Genomic DNA, 15,817 nt, shown 5'->3' with positions numbered 1-15,817 from the left:
TTGCCGGAATTGCCCAGCCGGGCCAGACTGAGCAGAAATAAGGGAGGAAATCATGAAAACATTCACACTTGCAGCCGGGTTTGCGGTATTGGCCAGCGCTGCTTTTGCGGCCGATCCGGTTGACGGTCTTTGGAAGACTCAGCCCGGGGATACCGGTGGGTATCTACACGTTTCGATTTCGGAATGCGGCAGCGCGATTTGTGGCACCATCGACACCGCCTTTGACAAAGACGGTAATGAGCAGCTGGCGTATGAAAACCTCGGCAAGCAGATCATCTGGGATATGGTGCCCGATGGCGGCGGCAGCTATAGCGGCGGCAAGATCTGGGCCCCGGACCGGGACAAGACCTACAGCTCGAAAATGACGCTGGACAGCCAGAACAAGCTGACCGTCAAAGGCTGTGCTGTGGGCGGTCTCGTGTGTCGCGGGCAGGACTGGACGCGGGTTCAGTAAACGCTCAGGGCGTCCAGGTCAGGAAGTTCCCGATCATCCGCAGGCCCACATCCTGACTTTTCTCAGGGTGAAACTGCATCCCAACCATTGTGTCGCGGCCGATCACGGCCGTGACCTCCTGCCCATAATCCACAAAGGCCAGACGCTGCGCCGGATCGGTGACACGGAAATGGTAGGAGTGCACGAAATAGGCGTGATCGCCTGATTGCACCCCGGCAAAGACCGGGTGCTCGCTTTCCAGAACCAGATCGTTCCAGCCCATATGCGGTACTTTCAGCGCACTATCTGACGGCTCGATCCGCACCACATCACCTGCAATCCAGCCAAGACCGTCGGTCTCGCGATATTCGTGACCCTTGGAGGCCATCAATTGCATGCCGACGCAGATGCCCAGAAAGGGGCGGCCTTTCTGTTCGACGGCCTCGACCATCGCGTCGTAGATGCCTTTGTGCCCGCGTAGCTCATTCGCGCAGGCGGGAAAAGCTCCGTCACCGGGTAGAACCAGCCGGTCCGCACGGGCAACCACCTCCGCGTCCGAGGTTACGACAACTTCACCCGCGCCCATCTCGCGCGCCATGCGCTGAAACGCCTTTTCGGCCGAGTGCAGATTGCCACTTTCGTAGTCGATAATGGCCGTCAGCATCTACAACGCGCCCTTCGTGGACGGAATCGCGTCCGCCTTGCGCGGATCGGTTTCGACCGCCAAACGCAACGCACGCGCGACGGCCTTAAACGCGGCCTCGGCGATGTGGTGGCTGTTGAAGCCGTGTAACTGGTCGATGTGCAGCGTGATGCCGCCGTGGGTGCTGAGCGCCTGAAAGAACTCGCGCACCAATTCGGTGTCAAAGTTGCCGATCTTGGGTGTCGGCAGGTCCACGTTCCAGATCAGAAAAGGACGCGCGGACAAGTCCAGAGCGCAGCGTACTTGCGCGTCATCCATGGGCAGGTGGCACTCGCCATAGCGTCGGATACCCTTCTTGTCGCCCAAGGCCTGTGTCAGCGCCTGACCCAGTGCAATACCGGTATCCTCAACCGTGTGGTGGTCGTCGATGTGGTAATCACCCTTGGCGCGGATCGTCATGTCGATCAGCGAATGGCGCGCAAGTTGGTCCAGCATGTGATCGAAGAACCCAACACCGGTTTGGTTGTCATAGGTGCCGGTTCCGTCAAGATTGACCTCGACCGAAATCTCGGTCTCGGCGGTTTGACGGCTGATCTTTGCGCTGCGCATGGGCGAATTCCTTTTGCTACAGGCGCGCTTATAGACGGGGATTGGTCGGCTTATCCAGGCCAAGCGTTGCTTTCACTACAATCTGTTGCAGGGGATTGCGCCCGGTGACGTGCCATGCCAGCCTGCCGGAAACTCAATCAACAGGTCCAAAACATGTCCACCTGCGTTTTCATTCAGATCCGCTGCACACCCGGCACCACCTATAAGGTCGCCGAAGAGATCGCGCTGCGCGAGATTCACTCCGAGCTTTACTCGACCAGCGGCGAATATGACCTGCTACTCAAGCTCTACATCCCTGAAACCGACGATGTCGGTCATTTCATCAATGAAAACCTGCTTGTGATCCCGAATATCGAGCGTTCGCTGACCACTATGACCTTCAAGGCGTTCTGAGTCAGGCCGAAGCGTCGGACACGGAACCTTGTGGCGCGGCACTTGCCAAAATCGCGCCATTGCGCGCCTGCTGATCAGTTGTTCCTGCCCGGAGCAACTGATGCACACCGAACAATACCATCAGCGGAATGCCAAGCGAGACCAGATAGTTTTCTCCGGCCAATTGCGACCAAACCACACCGAAAGCGCAGACAATCAGCAAAACGGCAGAGTGCGTGTTTCTCTGTTTTGTCCCATTGGTCTGATAGTTCAGGAATCCGTTCGTTCTGAACAAGGTCAAAACGACACCCGTCAAGAAAACGCTCATAATAACGAGGGTCGCGATGTTCCGGGTCAAAATCGTCGCCGTGTCGCGATAGCCAAGCAAGATCAGGCATTCGATCAGTGGCGTGATCGCCACCATGAAGAGATTGATACCAAGTAAAATGGGCTGTGGACGCAGCGTTTTCCTGACATAGGTAACGCAAACCGAGGCGGCCAGAACCGTGCCGATCCACCCGGCCAATCGCATATCATCCGTGGCCCGAAACAAAAGCATGAAAACCACGCCCGGCAGATTCTCAAACATCTCAAGCAGCAACCGCTTTTGGGTTTCGCTGGGCATTCTGTAGATTTCCTTTTTGTAATTGCGCTTTTGGAATGTCGAGTGTGGGGTGAAATTACCCCAGTTCGAATGTTGTGATGCCGTAAATCCGGTCCAGATCAATATCCGGTGCGTGGCTGGAATACATGCGACCTGTTTCGAAGACTTTGGTCAGACCCAACTGTTGCGCCATTGCCATAGCATGCGCGTTGGGGTTGGGCATGTCGATGAAGACCTCCGCATCCATCTGATCGGCGGGAAGTGTCGTTAGCAGCGATACCAAAAGGGCTTGTGCGATCTCAGGGCGGTCCGCAAAAAGGGGGCCAACTTTGTAACCACTCAAACATCGCCGCAGGGTTGCATAGCCCTTGATCTGACCATCTTCTTCGAACACGCGAGAGACGTGGCTGGGCGCACCGAGCCAGGCGTGAAGGAATGTGTCGCGCGGGGCAGGGAACAAGCCCCGGTCATACGATTTCAGCTCGTCCGTCAGGGCGCTGAGGGGCGTGATCTGATCGTGAAGGGACCGGCCCAGTTGATCTAGGATTTTACCCACCGTGCCCGAGAAGCGGTAATTGTCATAGGCCAGCTCGAACCCGAATTTTCGATAATTGTCCTGCTGTTCGACAACGCCATCCATGCCCATGTTCCGGTGCTGACAATGGGCCTTGACTGCCTCGGCAACCTGCAGCCCATATCCCGATCCGCGATACTCGGGTTGCACGATATAAAAGCCTAAAAACGAGTAGTTATCGTCATAATTCACGGCAGAGGCCGATGCGATCATCTGCCCATCCAGGAACCCGCCCTTAAACCCTTCGGGGTCGGAACCCCGAAAGCAGACCGCGTCGTTTAGCCCCGGGTTCCAGCCTTCCTGGCCGGCCCAATCGACGGCCGTTTGAACTTCGTCTTCAGTCAAAGCGCGAATAACGTATTCTGGCATCAGCGCACCTCTGTTGTGATTGCGTGCCATTCGAGAATGCCGCAACACCAGACAAAGAACCAGCATGTTCAGAGAGGTTTGTATCTGGAGCGGGCGAGGCGATTCGAACGCCCGACCCTAACCTTGGCAAGGTTATGCTCTACCCCTGAGCTACGCCCGCATCAGATACATATTTTCGACCATTCGGTCTCTCAATGGAGCGGGCGAGGCGATTCGAACGCCCGACCCTAACCTTGGCAAGGTTATGCTCTACCCCTGAGCTACGCCCGCGCCGTTGAGTGAGGAGGGGTGTATTAATTCCCAAGCAGGGCTTCAAGCGGAAAAAACAAAAAAGAGGAAAATTCTTTGCGACGGAAACGCGCCTCTTAACCGTTCAAGAACCTGAGCATCCAAGAATAAGAACGGTGGAGGTGACGAAAATGACGTATACTAAGGATCTGAAGATGGCGGCCCTGGCGGCGATGATTTTGCTGGCTACGGCGGTGTCTGGCAAAGGCGAGAATCGAATGGGCGATGTCGAATCAATTTTTACGGAATCCCCTCGAATCGAAACGCAGATTTTGGCGGGGTAATCCCCGCCATCCGGTTCACAGCGCCATCAAAAGGCTGGCTATGGCTGCTACCACAATCACGGCGAAGGTCAGCAACATGCCGATCTGGCGCAGAATCACGATCTGCGGTTTGCGGCCGAACCCATAGGCATGCAGCACGCGCCCGGCCAGAATGCCAAGGCCCAACAGATTGACCAACCAGCCACCGGCGCCCTGCAGCTCGACCATGGCGATCAGCAACAGGGCAAACGGTGCATATTCGGCAAAGTTGGAATGCGTGCGCATCACTTTGAGCATGTCGGTGTTGCCACCATCGCCGTAAGAAATCTTGTCGCCGCGGCGCTGCATGATGACCCGCACACTGAGCGCGACATAGAGAAGTGCCAGCAATGCGGCATAGACTGGGGTGATGGACAGCATGGTCTGCTCCTTTCAGGATCAAAAAAGGGCCGCCCGGTTCCCCGAACGGCCCTTGTTCCCGAAAAGGTTAGGTCGTTTATTCCAGTTCGACCAGTAGGTCCTTTGCGTCAATCTGGCTGCCCGGCTGAACATGCACAGCCTTGACCGTCGCATCGCGCTCGGCGTGGATGCCGGTTTCCATCTTCATCGCTTCGATGGTCAGCAGCATGTCGCCTTCCTTGACCTCCTGACCCGCAGCCACGGCGACGGTGGCCACCACACCTGGCATCGGCGCGCCGATGTGGTTGGGGTTGCCTGCCTCGGCTTTAGGACGGGATTGCGTGGTTGAGGTCACCAGTCGGTTTGGAACCCGGATCACGCGCGGTTGGCCGTTGAGTTCAAAGAACACTTTGACCTCGCCCTTTTCATCGGTCTCACCGATGGCCTGACAGCGGATTTCCAGTGTTTTGCCGGGGTCGATCTCGGCCGTGATCTCTTCGCCGGGTTCCATGCCGTAGAAGAAGGTGCGCGTGGGAAGAGTGCGCACAGGTCCGTAAGCCCGGTGACGCCCCATGTAGTCCAGGAACACCTTTGGATACATCAGATAGCCGTTCAGATCCTCGTCATCGACCTCTTTGCCTTCCAAAAGTTGGGACAGCTCGGCGCGTGTGCCTTCAAGGTCAACCGGTGGGACATCCTTGCCCGGGCGATCTGTGTTGGGTGTTTCATCCTTGAGGACCTTCGTTACGATAGTGTCGGGGAACCCGCCCGGAGGTTGACCCAAATTGCCGCGCATCATGTCCACAACCGAGTCGGGGAAGGCCACATCGGTATCCGGGTTTTCGACCTGTTCGCGGGTCATGTTCTGGCTGACCATCATCAGCGCCATGTCACCGACCACCTTGGATGACGGTGTCACCTTCACGATGTCACCGAACATCCGGTTCACGTCAGCATACATCTGAGCGACCTCGTGCCAACGTTCTTCCAGCCCCAGCGAACGCGCCTGCGCCTTGAGGTTGGTGAACTGTCCGCCGGGCATCTCGTGCAAGTAAACCTCAGAAGCCGGAGCCTGCAGACTGGATTCGAAGGCTGCGTACTGGCCGCGAACCGCTTCGAAATAGTCGCTGATCTCACGGATGGCCTTGATGTCCAACCCGGTGTCGCGCTCGGTATGGCGCAGTGCTTCGACCACGGTGCCCAGCGTCGCCTGCGAAGTGTTGCCCGAGAAGCTGTCCATCGCGCAATCCACCGCGTCCACGCCCGCCTCGGATGCAGCGAGAATGGTGGCGCTGGCGATACCGGCAGTATCGTGTGTGTGGAAGTGGATTGGCAGGCCGACCTCTTCCTTCAGCGCACGGATCAGGATTTTGGCCGAGGCCGGTTTCAAAAGACCCGCCATATCCTTCAGACCCAGAACGTGTGCACCTGCATCGCGCAGTTCTTTCGCCATGCCGACATAGTATTTCAGGTCATACTTGGCGCGGTCCGGGTCCAGAATATCACCGGTGTAACAGACGGTGCCCTCACAGATTTTGCCGTTCTCAACCACGGCGTCCATGGCCACGCGCATATTCTCGACCCAGTTTAACGAGTCGAACACACGGAACACGTCGATGTTCTGCGATGCTTGACGCACGAACTCCTGCACAACGTTGTCAGGGTAATTGGTGTAACCGACCCCGTTCGCGCCGCGCAGCAGCATCTGGGTCATCAGGTTCGGCATCGCCTCGCGCAGGTCGCGCAGGCGCTGCCACGGGCATTCCTGCAAGAAACGATAGGCCACGTCAAAGGTCGCGCCCCCCCAGCACTCGATCGAGAATAGCTGGGGCAAGTTCGCTGCATAGGTTGGTGCCACTTTGATCATGTCGATCGAACGCATCCGGGTCGCCAGCAGAGACTGATGCCCGTCACGCATGGTTGTGTCGGTGATCAGAAGCTGGCGCTGCGCCTTCATCCAATCAGCAACGGCTTGCGGACCTTTTTGTTCCAGCAGGTTGCGAGCGCCCATCTGCGGCTCGGAGTTCGGTGCCGGGGGCTTTGCGTCTTTCAGATCAGCGCGAGGTTCGGGGCGGTCCTTGGTCTCGGGATGCCCGTTCACCGTGATGTCGGCGATGTAGGTCAGAACCTTGGTGCCCCGGTCGCGGCGGCGTTTAAAGGAGAACAGATCCGGCGTCGTGTCGATGAATTTGGTCGTATATTCATTCGACAAGAAAGTCGGGTGTTTGAGCAGGTTGATGACAAAGTCGATATTGGTGCTGACGCCGCGAATTCGGAATTCACGCAAAGCGCGGTCCATCCGGGCAATCGCAGCCTCGGGTGTCGGCGCCTTGGCAGTCACTTTGGTCAACAGCGAGTCGTAATAGCGCGTGATCACACCCCCCGCATAAGCGGTGCCGCCATCCAGACGGATGCCCATGCCAGTGGCCGAGCGATAGGCAGTGATACGACCGTAGTCGGGAATGAAGTTGTTTTGCGGGTCCTCGGTGGTGATCCGGGTTTGCAGCGCGTGGCCGGTCAGGTGCACATCCGACTGGCTGTTTGCGCCGGTGGCCTCGGCCAGAGTTTTGCCTTCGGCAATCAGGATTTGCGCCTGAACGATGTCGATACCGGTGACTTCTTCGGTGACGGTGTGTTCCACCTGAACACGTGGGTTCACTTCGATGAAGTAGAACTTGCCGGTTTCCATATCCATAAGGAATTCAACAGTGCCGGCGCATTCATAATTCACATGGGCGCAGATTTTGCGGCCCAGTTCGCAGATCTCGGCACGCTGCTCTTCGGACAGATACGGGGCAGGGGCGCGCTCGACCACCTTCTGGTTCCGTCTCTGGACCGAGCAGTCGCGTTCATACAGGTGATAGATCTCACCATGCTTGTCGCCCAGAATCTGCACCTCGACATGGCGGGCGCGGATGATCATCTTTTCCAGATAACCCTCGCCATTGCCGAACGCGGCCTCGGCCTCGCGACGGCCTTCCAGAACCATCTCTTCCAGTTCATCCTCGGATAGGATCGGGCGCATACCGCGCCCGCCACCGCCCCACGACGCCTTGAGCATCAGGGGATAACCGATTTCTTTTGCCTCGGCCCGGATCGCATCCATGTCATCGCCCAGAACCTCAGTCGCCGGAATCACAGGCACACCCGCCGCGACGGCCACGCGGCGCGCGCTGGCCTTGTCACCCAAGGCGCGCATGGTTTCCGCCTTCGGGCCAATAAAGGTGATGCCGTTCTGCACGCAGGCATCGACAAAGTCCGGGTTCTCGGACAGCAGGCCATAGCCGGGATGGATCGCATCTGCCCCACATTCTTTAGCGACGCGGATGATCTCATCGATGCTCAGGTAGGCCGCAACAGGCCCCATCCCTTCGCCAATGCGATAGGCTTCGTCCGCTTTGAACCGATGCAAGCCCAGCTTGTCCTCTTCGGCAAAGACGGCAACGGTGCGTTTGCCCATCTCATTGGCGGCGCGCATAACGCGAATGGCAATCTCGCCTCGGTTGGCGATCAGGATCTTGGTGAATTCAGTCATGTCGAGTCCCGGTCCTACTTGTTTGGCCGTGTTGATAGGCGGACAATACGCGCACGTATATCAGTCGTTCTGGGTAGAACCGGCATGTTAACGCTCGCAAACGCCCCCTATTAGCGCTATTTATCTAATAACGCTGCACCGCAGCATCGGCAAGCGGTACGACTGGGGGCAGGTGATTCAGCGACACAGCCCCCATTTGACCCATATTCGCGTGCATATCCTGCCGCAAAATGTCGATGACATGGGCAGGGCCTTTGGCGCCGAGGGCGGCCAGCCCATACATGAAGCCACGGCCCAGCATCACAAAATCGGCCCCAAGGGCCTTGGCACGCAAGATGTCCAGACCACCTTCGATACCACTGTCGAAGATCAGGGGCAGGTCTGTGGCCGCGCGGATTGCAGGCAAGGCGTCGATTCCGGCGGGGGCACCATCGAATTGTCGTCCGCCGTGATTCGATATCCAGATGGCGTCGACGCCAGCCCGCTGCAATGGCTCGGCATCTTCAGGGCGCTGCACGCCTTTCACAATCAGCGGGCCATCCCAGGCATCGCGCAGCCAGTGAACATAGTCCATGTCCGGAGACGTGCGGAGCAGATACCCAACATGGGCCGTCGGGGGCAAGTTGCTGGAGTTGTCCGTATACTTGTCCAGTGTCCGCATCCGCGGCGGCCCGCTGCGCGCTATTCCAAGCGCCCATTCCGGCCGCATCGCGATTTGGGCTAGCAGGCGCGGCGTCAATCTTGGTGGATTGGTCAGGCCCGAGCGTGTCTGCCGTTCGCGTCGGGATGCAACCGGAACGTCTGCGGTCATCACAAGCGTCGTAAAGCCAGCATCCCGGACCCGATTCAGAAGATCCTTACGAATGTCCGGGTCCTTTGGCGGATAAAGCTGAAACCACGCGTTGTCACCCAGATGCGGCGCGACGTCCTCGGGGCTTTGGCAGGCAACGTTGGATAGGGTAAAAGGCAGACCGGCGCTTGCGGCAGCGCGGGCAAGATGAGCTTCGGCATCAGGCCAAATCAGGCCGGCCATACCGATCGGGGCAACGCCGAACGGTAATGGGTAGGTCTGACCCAGGAACTCGGTCGAAGTGTCAAATTCCAATGGTCCGTGCAGGATAGACGGCAGGAAACCGACGCGGTCCAATCCCTCGCGATTGCGGCGCAGCGTGGCTTCAACCCCGGTTCCGCTGTCCAGATACTCCCAGACAAAATGAGGAATCCTGCGCTGGGCGCGGTGTTTCAGATCGGCGATGCCGGGAAAGCGACTATGAAGGTCCATGGGGATTGATCGGACCAAAGGCGCGATTCGGCAAGGATTTTAAGCCGTTGATTTCCCACCAATGGCTTTTACCGGCTTTTTGAGCTGGGAAATCTGCTGTGAGTCACTTCCGCTGCCGGCGACCTGCACTTGATTGCGACCTTTGTCCTTTGCCGCATACAACGCATCATCGGCAGCGCGCATCAGATCCTGCGGCATGGTGCCATGTGCCGGATAATGCGAAACCCCAACCGAGATCGTGATACGGGGCAGGGATTTCTCACCGTAGCGCACCGAGACGGCCTCGACCGCTTGCCGCAATTGTTCGGCGCGGGTGACTGCGTCGTCTGATGTATTGTCAGGCAGGATCAGCATAAATTCTTCACCACCAATGCGGCAGGCAACTTCATCCCGGTCGCAGCCCTGTTCCAAAGCGGCACCAACTGCACGCAACACCATGTCACCGGCATCATGCCCATGGGTGTCGTTGAATTTCTTGAAATGATCGACATCCACGGCAATCAGGCTGAGCGGCGCTCCGGTTTGCTGACTGCGATTGATGGATTTGCGCAGGGTTTCAAGCATATGCCGCCGGTTGAACAGCCCGGTCAACGGGTCCCGGACGGACTGGTCATGCAACTGATCGCGCATCCGTACATTGGCAATCGCCATGCTGATCTGTTCGGCGCTGAGCTGTGCCAGCTTTTTACTCGTGTGAAACGCCTCATCTGTACCCTCAAGGGCGCGGAGGTGCAGAAGGCCGACCGTTTCCCCATGCGCCAGTATCGGAAAGCAGAAATAAGGTCGCCCGTCATGTGGTTCGGCGTGTTCACAGACAAAGTCGATCTCGGACGCGCCGTATTCATAGGTTCGGCCACGCCGAAGCCCCCAACACCCTTCGGGATGGATGTGCGCCTTATGGGTCCCGCCATTCCAACTGGCACAGCCATCCAGGACGTCGCGCGAGTTGGAATACACGTAAACGCTGCCCTCAGCCTCGGGTAGGATATGGGTCATGAAGCGCGAGACCATATCGAACAGCTCGTCCAAGGACCGGCTGGATTGCAACCACTCGTTCAATTCGCCTAACAATCGTACTTCGCGGGCCAGGCGCAGCTGATCTTCCATCAGATCACGCTCTTTGGCGGATTGTTTTTGCAGGGCCCGCAATTGCAAGCGGTTCGCCCGGTAGCTGGCAAAGGACACGGCAACAAGCGCAAGCAGGGCGATGCCACTTAGAACGGTCAAAGAAATCCTAAGCCGCGTGATGAACGTGGTGCGCAAGTCGGAGATATCAGTAAAGAATTCAATGGCGCCTATAAAACGCCCATTCTTGGCCACGGGCATAAAAACTTCGGCAACATGGTGCTGCGTTGCGTTCAGGATATTGTCCGTATGCAGATCAAGCCCGTCGATCTCGGACAGTGGAACTACTTCCTGAATGTAGTGAATCATTCCTCTGGCTACGTCGCTGCGAAAGAAATCACGGTTTTCAACACTGCCTACCTCTGTCGGACGAGTCGACCAGGTGACACGCCCATTCGAGTCGAGCAATTTGAAGCGGTAAACATCAGAAGCTTCGGGCATCGCGGCCAGAAATTCGGCGTCATGCGCATCAATCACGCCGGTCTTAAGCGCGCTCTCGGGGTCCTCCAGATGCAAGACGACGCGGCGCTTCCACAGCTCGGCTTGCTTGAGAATGTCGACCTTTAGCATCCTGTCGACCAGCGGCGCAGGCAATTTGTAAATTCCCCAGCCGCATCCAATTGCCAGAGAAATCAGCAACATGCTGATACCGATCCATTTCAGCCGGTGATTTACGGCCCCCCGATTATCCTGAGTCATACCTACGCGCTCCCACAGCAATTTACTGATCATCGCGGCGGGTGTTTTACAGATGGTTAATGAAATCGTTCTCAGTCCAAGTCGCTTGATTAGAATTGATCGTAACGGAGTAACAAAATCTATGCGAACAAGGCGTGAACAAACCCTTTCCCTCGGCCAACATCCAGCGTAGTTTGGCAAGATGAGCAGTTTCGACGAAATGGACGCCTTTGAGGGCGCATCCCTGTCCGCGCGCGCCATGGCCGCGCGCCCTATGCCTTATCTGGACGAGCTGAACCCGGCGCAACGTGACGCGGTCGAGCGACTGGATGGGCCTGTCCTGATGCTGGCAGGCGCAGGTACGGGCAAAACCAAGGCACTGACCGCGCGTATCGCGCATCTGCTTAGTATTGGGCGTGCGCGCCCGAACGAGATCTTGTCGGTGACATTCACCAACAAGGCCGCGCGCGAGATGAAGAACCGCGTGGGCCGTTTGTTGGGGCAACCAGCCGAGGGGATGCCTTGGCTGGGCACGTTCCACTCGATCTGCGTCAAGCTGCTGCGGCGGCACGCGGAACTGGTCGATCTGAAATCAAATTTCACCATTCTGGATACGGATGATCAGTTGCGGCTGCTCAAACAGCTGATTCAAGCGGCTAATATTGATGACAAACGCTGGCCTGCGCGCATGTTGGCCGGCATCATTGATGACTGGAAGAACCGCGCCCTGACGCCCGACAAAGTGCCGGCAGCCGATGCGGGGGCTTATAACCACAAAGGTCTCGAGATCTACGCGCAGTACCAAACTCGTCTGCGAGAGCTGAACGCGGTGGATTTTGGCGACCTACTGTTGCACATGGTCACGATCTTCCAGACTCATCAGGATGTGTTGGAGCAATACCAACGCTGGTTCCGCTACATTCTCGTGGACGAATACCAGGATACCAACGTCGCCCAATATTTGTGGTTGCGGTTGCTGGCCGGGGTGCACAAGAACATTTGTTGCGTGGGGGACGATGATCAGTCAATTTATGGCTGGCGCGGGGCCGAAGTGGGCAACATCCTGCGGTTCGAGAAAGATTTTCCCGGGGCTTATGTTGTCCGGCTGGAACAAAATTATCGTTCAACCCCACATATTCTGGCGGCTGCGTCCAATGTAATTCGCGGCAATGAAAGCCGGTTGGGCAAAGAACTGTGGACTGATGCGCAGGATGGCGAAAAAGTACGATTAATTGGCCACTGGGATGGCGAGGAAGAGGCGCGCTGGATCGGTGAAGAGATCGACGCAATGCAGGGGGGAACGCGCGGTGCGCGGCCCTTTAATCTGGATGAAATTGCGATTCTCGTGCGGGCCAGCCATCAAATGCGCGCGTTTGAGGACCGTTTTCTGACCATCGGCCTGCCCTACAAGGTCATAGGCGGCCCACGATTCTATGAGCGGATGGAGATCCGTGACGCGATGGCCTATTTCCGGCTGGTGGTTAGCCCCGGCGACGATCTGGCCTTCGAGCGGATCGTGAATACCCCGAAACGCGGGCTTGGTGACAAGGCGCAGCAGACGATTCAGATGACGGCGCGGGAAAATGGCGTGTCGCTGGTCGATGGGGCGCGGATTGCTGTCGACAATGGGCTGATCAAAGGCAAAGGCGGCAAAGCACTGCGCGAGCTTATCGATGGGTTGGCGCGTTGGAACGCGATGACGCGCGGGCCCAAGATCGAAGTCGACGATGATTCTGTGATTGATGACGGCACAGCTCCGATGCGGTTTGGTGAGCCAGAGGTGTCACATATTGAGTTGGCGCAGATCATCCTGGACGAATCCGGCTATACGGCCCACTGGCAGAACGAGAAAACGCCTGAGGCTCCGGGGCGGTTGGAAAACCTCAAGGAATTGGTCAACCAACTGGATAATTTCGAGAATCTGCAAGGGTTTTTGGAACATGTCAGCCTGGTGATGGACAACGAGAAGGAATCGGACGGGGCAAAAGTCTCGATCATGACCCTGCACGCGGCAAAGGGGCTGGAGTTCCCGGCCGTGTTCCTGCCGGGGTGGGAGGACGGGTTGTTCCCGTCGCAAAGGTCGATGGACGAATCCGGGATCAAGGGACTCGAGGAAGAACGGCGATTGGCCTATGTCGGCATCACACGCGCGGAAGAGATCTGTACGATTTCTTTTGCGGCCAATCGTCGGGTGTTTGGTCAATGGCAAAACGCGATGCCGTCGCGGTTCATTGACGAGTTGCCTGAAGATCATGTCGAAGTTCTGACGCCGCCGGGGCTGTATGGGGGTGGTCAGCCGACTGCCGGTATCGAAACCCGTGCGGCCGAGGCCAATGTCTATAACTCCCCCGGTTGGCGGCGATTGCAGGCCCGGCAGGGGCAGTATGGAACGTCCCAACCCCGCGAAAGCCGCAATACGGTGATTGACGCGACTGCGGTCGCCAGTTTCACCCTTGGCGAGCGCGTGTTTCATCAGAAATTCGGCTATGGCGCAGTGATCGGCATCGAAGGCGACAAGGTTGAGGTCGATTTCGAAAAGGCTGGATTGAAAAAAGTGGTTTCCCGCTTTCTGTCCGCCAAGGATGATGTGCCGTTTTAAGCAAACGGAATTTGCCTGACGGCACATGCTCGATCTTTTTGAAAAGCGCCCGGTTTCGACCGCGGCGCTTTTTTCTTGTCTGCAAAAACAAAAACGGCGGTTCCCAGGGAGGAGGAGAGGGAACCGCCGTTCTTTTCAACATCAGGGCAGGGAGGAGGAGAGCCCCGATGTATCCGAACCCGGGTTTGATCCCGGTATGAGGAAGACGCGGCGACGTCAGGGAGGAGGAGAGACGTCGCCGCGCGCTTTCAACACCGGGAAAGGGAGGAGGAGTACCCGGTGTGTCACGTTCCGGCGTTCAAGGCCGGTATTAAGGGCGGCGACATCAGGGAGGAGGAGAGATGTCGCCGCTGAAATACAGGTCCAAAAGGGAGGAGGAAGGACCTGATCTCGATGTTTCTGTGTCGCTTAACGCGCGACGTGCTCTTCGGCCGCTTGCTGAGCCAGGCGGCGGATCATTGAGCGGTGAAGCCCCAGATCAGCCAGTTCGCGGTTCGACAGATCAGACAGTTCGTGAACTGTCTGGCGATAGACGCGATATCGGGTGAACCGGGTCTTTGCCGCCTCGAACAGCGAAGCCAGGCTAACTGCCGGTGCGCCTTTGAGCGCGGTGTTCTGTGTTGCTACAGCCATTTGCTTTACTCGATGTATTCGTTGTTGCCGGTGTTGTCCGGCGCTTGCTTGAGATTGAAAATAATCAAATGCTGCGATTGCACAATACCCGACAACGTCAATGCTGCTATGCAGCAAATGCATAGATATCAACCGGTTGCCAGTGTGGGTTTGGCCGAGCCAATAAAATAAGGCCTTCAGTGAGTGTTTCCCCTAGGGAAGGTCTTAACAAGGTTTTCTGAATTTTCGTGTCTGCGCGTCTTTTGAGCGTAGTTTGTCAATTCTTGTGCGCTTTGTGTATTGGACGGGCCAGGCGCGCGGCGGCTGACATGATGATTTCTGATCGTGGGAATTCATGGGCGTCAGCTGGGGCGGCGCAGAATCCACATGTGGCTGAGGTTAAAAATTGGGATGATTCGTTAACCCAGTGGCCCATTTTCGCTATGCTCATCATAAAATATCACCTCTGGGAGAATTTTCTGGGAAATTATGGGAATATTTGGGGTGGCTCCGAATTTGGCCTATTTAGTATATTGATAACATAAACTACCTACAATTGGTGTCTACGGGATGGTTTTCTTTCCCAGTTGCGTTGGCTAAACTGTGATTCTGAACATGGGGTCGGCAAATTTTCTGTTGATTTCCATGAATTCCCATGTCATCCCTAGTTCATCCGATGAGGACGAGGCACATGGGGCGCCAAACGACCCCGAACCAATAAAAACAGGTTTCATACAGGCATCTCGCTTTCATCAATCAAGAGATCCGGCGCGCGGGCGAGCAGACATCCCCCCAGGTGGCGCGCGCAGCTGGACATCCCGCACAGCGGGTCAATGCGGCGGGTTGATCAGTGGCAGCAGATCAACCCGCCGTTTTTCATCTGGGGGAGTGAATTTTAAGTGGGGCGCAAGCGGAAGGGACAGTCGTCTTGGCGCGCAGGTTTAGAGGTGAAAGCCACCACAAGGTGGATACGAAGGGCAGGGTGTCGATCCCGGCCTCGTTTCGCCGTGTGCTTGAATCCTCTGACCCGAACTGGCAGCCCGGCGACACTCCTGAGCTTGTAATTGTCTACGGCGACCACCGACGCAAATTCTTGGAATGCTATACTATGCAGGCGATCGAAGAGGTCGATGCCAAGATCGATGCGCTGCCGCGCGGGTCGATGCAGCGGAAGATGTTGCAGCGCATGTTCCACGGTCAATCTTTCCCGACCACAGTGGATGAAACCGGCCGTCTGGTGCTGCCGGCCAAGCTGCGCAACAAGATCAATCTTGAAGGTGAGGCATTCTTTATCGCCGCGGGTGACACGTTCCAGATTTGGAAGCCTGAAACTTACGATTCCGAAGAATTGGCTGCGGCCGAAGAGTGGTTGGACGAACAGCCCGAGGACTTTGATCCTTTGGAGTTCCTTGACGGCACCGGGGATGCGTAA

At 57.1% G+C, this 15,817-nt stretch carries 14 protein-coding genes and 2 tRNA genes; 5 read left to right on the top strand and 11 right to left on the bottom strand.

Features of this window, described 5'->3' with window-relative positions; genetic code table 11:
- The first annotated feature begins 52 nt into the window (after nt 1–52).
- A complete protein-coding gene (locus AC2FIO_RS04520) occupies nt 53–454 on the top strand; it encodes a DUF2147 domain-containing protein (protein ID WP_058274317.1) in 402 nt (133 codons plus the stop codon).
- Between the two features lie 4 nt (nt 455–458).
- On the opposite strand, the gene hisH is transcribed toward AC2FIO_RS04520, so the two are convergent.
- Nucleotides 459–1,097 carry an imidazole glycerol phosphate synthase subunit HisH gene (gene hisH / locus AC2FIO_RS04515; RefSeq protein WP_496695933.1) on the bottom strand — a complete coding sequence of 213 codons (639 nt, stop codon included), beginning with the start codon at nt 1,095–1,097 and terminating at the stop codon, nt 459–461.
- Nucleotides 1,098–1,685 (bottom strand): imidazoleglycerol-phosphate dehydratase HisB, encoded by a 588-nt coding sequence (gene hisB / locus AC2FIO_RS04510; RefSeq protein WP_282151628.1) that lies wholly within the window; start codon nt 1,683–1,685, stop codon nt 1,098–1,100. It abuts the gene before it with no gap.
- A gap of 153 nt (nt 1,686–1,838) precedes the next feature.
- Between hisB and AC2FIO_RS04505 the strand changes: the two genes are divergently transcribed.
- Entirely contained in the window at nt 1,839–2,078 is a 240-nt protein-coding gene (locus tag AC2FIO_RS04505; RefSeq protein WP_058274459.1) for an Lrp/AsnC family transcriptional regulator, read from the top strand.
- 1 nt (nt 2,079) lies between these two features.
- On the opposite strand, the gene AC2FIO_RS04500 is transcribed toward AC2FIO_RS04505, so the two are convergent.
- The 4 genes from AC2FIO_RS04500 to AC2FIO_RS04485 all read right to left on the bottom strand — a co-directional run bounded on the left by AC2FIO_RS04500 (nt 2,080) and on the right by AC2FIO_RS04485 (nt 3,874).
- On the bottom strand, nt 2,080–2,682 hold the full coding sequence (locus AC2FIO_RS04500) for a hypothetical protein (protein ID WP_496695931.1): 603 nt from the start codon (nt 2,680–2,682) through the stop codon (nt 2,080–2,082).
- A 55-nt stretch (nt 2,683–2,737) separates the two neighbouring features.
- The gene (locus AC2FIO_RS04495) at nt 2,738–3,604 is read right to left on the bottom strand and encodes a GNAT family N-acetyltransferase (RefSeq protein WP_496695929.1); all 867 of its coding nucleotides are present in this window, start codon (nt 3,602–3,604) and stop codon (nt 2,738–2,740) included.
- A gap of 85 nt (nt 3,605–3,689) precedes the next feature.
- A tRNA-Gly gene (locus AC2FIO_RS04490) sits at nt 3,690–3,764 on the bottom strand.
- Between the two features lie 35 nt (nt 3,765–3,799).
- Nucleotides 3,800–3,874: transfer RNA gene (locus AC2FIO_RS04485), tRNA-Gly, on the bottom strand.
- A 149-nt stretch (nt 3,875–4,023) separates the two neighbouring features.
- On the opposite strand from AC2FIO_RS04485, the gene AC2FIO_RS04480 reads away from it, so the two are divergent.
- Nucleotides 4,024–4,176: a hypothetical protein gene (locus AC2FIO_RS04480; protein ID WP_158507079.1), complete on the top strand. Its 153-nt coding sequence runs from the start codon at nt 4,024–4,026 to the stop codon at nt 4,174–4,176.
- Between the two features lie 15 nt (nt 4,177–4,191).
- Here AC2FIO_RS04480 and AC2FIO_RS04475 read toward each other — a convergent pair whose 3' ends face one another.
- The 4 genes from AC2FIO_RS04475 to AC2FIO_RS04460 form a co-directional block, all read right to left on the bottom strand.
- The gene (locus tag AC2FIO_RS04475) at nt 4,192–4,575 is read right to left on the bottom strand and encodes an MAPEG family protein (RefSeq protein WP_082637226.1); all 384 of its coding nucleotides are present in this window, start codon (nt 4,573–4,575) and stop codon (nt 4,192–4,194) included.
- Between the two features lie 76 nt (nt 4,576–4,651).
- Nucleotides 4,652–8,089 carry a pyruvate carboxylase gene (locus AC2FIO_RS04470; protein WP_496695927.1) on the bottom strand — a complete coding sequence of 1,146 codons (3,438 nt, stop codon included), beginning with the start codon at nt 8,087–8,089 and terminating at the stop codon, nt 4,652–4,654.
- A 124-nt stretch (nt 8,090–8,213) separates the two neighbouring features.
- Nucleotides 8,214–9,371: an alpha-hydroxy acid oxidase gene (locus tag AC2FIO_RS04465; protein ID WP_496695925.1), complete on the bottom strand. Its 1,158-nt coding sequence runs from the start codon at nt 9,369–9,371 to the stop codon at nt 8,214–8,216.
- Between the two features lie 39 nt (nt 9,372–9,410).
- Nucleotides 9,411–11,195, bottom strand: coding sequence for a sensor domain-containing diguanylate cyclase (locus AC2FIO_RS04460; protein ID WP_496696509.1), 1,785 nt, complete (start codon nt 11,193–11,195; stop codon nt 9,411–9,413).
- 181 nt (nt 11,196–11,376) lie between these two features.
- On the opposite strand from AC2FIO_RS04460, the gene AC2FIO_RS04455 reads away from it, so the two are divergent.
- Nucleotides 11,377–13,773 (top strand): ATP-dependent helicase, encoded by a 2,397-nt coding sequence (locus tag AC2FIO_RS04455; protein WP_496695923.1) that lies wholly within the window; start codon nt 11,377–11,379, stop codon nt 13,771–13,773.
- Nucleotides 13,774–14,181: 408 nt separating this feature from the next.
- On the opposite strand, the gene AC2FIO_RS04450 is transcribed toward AC2FIO_RS04455, so the two are convergent.
- Nucleotides 14,182–14,406 (bottom strand): DUF1127 domain-containing protein, encoded by a 225-nt coding sequence (locus AC2FIO_RS04450; protein ID WP_058279568.1) that lies wholly within the window; start codon nt 14,404–14,406, stop codon nt 14,182–14,184.
- A 943-nt stretch (nt 14,407–15,349) separates the two neighbouring features.
- Here AC2FIO_RS04450 and mraZ point away from each other — a divergent pair.
- Complete coding sequence (gene mraZ, locus AC2FIO_RS04445) at nt 15,350–15,817, top strand: division/cell wall cluster transcriptional repressor MraZ (protein ID WP_496695921.1); 468 nt, start codon at nt 15,350–15,352, stop codon at nt 15,815–15,817.

Source organism: Ruegeria sp. CDSB086 (assembly GCF_059611065.1).
Note: the sequence above shows the minus strand (reverse complement) of the source record. Positions and strands in the feature narration are given on the sequence as shown.

Coding starts and splice junctions, on each gene's coding strand:
- hisB (WP_282151628.1), bottom strand. CDS start 1,685: ATGCGCAGCGCAAAGATCAGCCGTCAAACCGCCGAGACCGAGATTTCG.
- AC2FIO_RS04455 (WP_496695923.1), top strand. CDS start 11,377: ATGAGCAGTTTCGACGAAATGGACGCCTTTGAGGGCGCATCCCTGTCC.
- AC2FIO_RS04460 (WP_496696509.1), bottom strand. CDS start 11,195: ATGACTCAGGATAATCGGGGGGCCGTAAATCACCGGCTGAAATGGATC.
- AC2FIO_RS04505 (WP_058274459.1), top strand. CDS start 1,839: ATGTCCACCTGCGTTTTCATTCAGATCCGCTGCACACCCGGCACCACC.
- hisH (WP_496695933.1), bottom strand. CDS start 1,097: ATGCTGACGGCCATTATCGACTACGAAAGTGGCAATCTGCACTCGGCC.
- AC2FIO_RS04480 (WP_158507079.1), top strand. CDS start 4,024: ATGACGTATACTAAGGATCTGAAGATGGCGGCCCTGGCGGCGATGATT.
- AC2FIO_RS04500 (WP_496695931.1), bottom strand. CDS start 2,682: ATGCCCAGCGAAACCCAAAAGCGGTTGCTGCTTGAGATGTTTGAGAAT.
- AC2FIO_RS04475 (WP_082637226.1), bottom strand. CDS start 4,575: ATGCTGTCCATCACCCCAGTCTATGCCGCATTGCTGGCACTTCTCTAT.
- AC2FIO_RS04465 (WP_496695925.1), bottom strand. CDS start 9,371: ATGGACCTTCATAGTCGCTTTCCCGGCATCGCCGATCTGAAACACCGC.
- AC2FIO_RS04520 (WP_058274317.1), top strand. CDS start 53: ATGAAAACATTCACACTTGCAGCCGGGTTTGCGGTATTGGCCAGCGCT.
- AC2FIO_RS04450 (WP_058279568.1), bottom strand. CDS start 14,406: ATGGCTGTAGCAACACAGAACACCGCGCTCAAAGGCGCACCGGCAGTT.
- AC2FIO_RS04495 (WP_496695929.1), bottom strand. CDS start 3,604: ATGCCAGAATACGTTATTCGCGCTTTGACTGAAGACGAAGTTCAAACG.
- AC2FIO_RS04470 (WP_496695927.1), bottom strand. CDS start 8,089: ATGACTGAATTCACCAAGATCCTGATCGCCAACCGAGGCGAGATTGCC.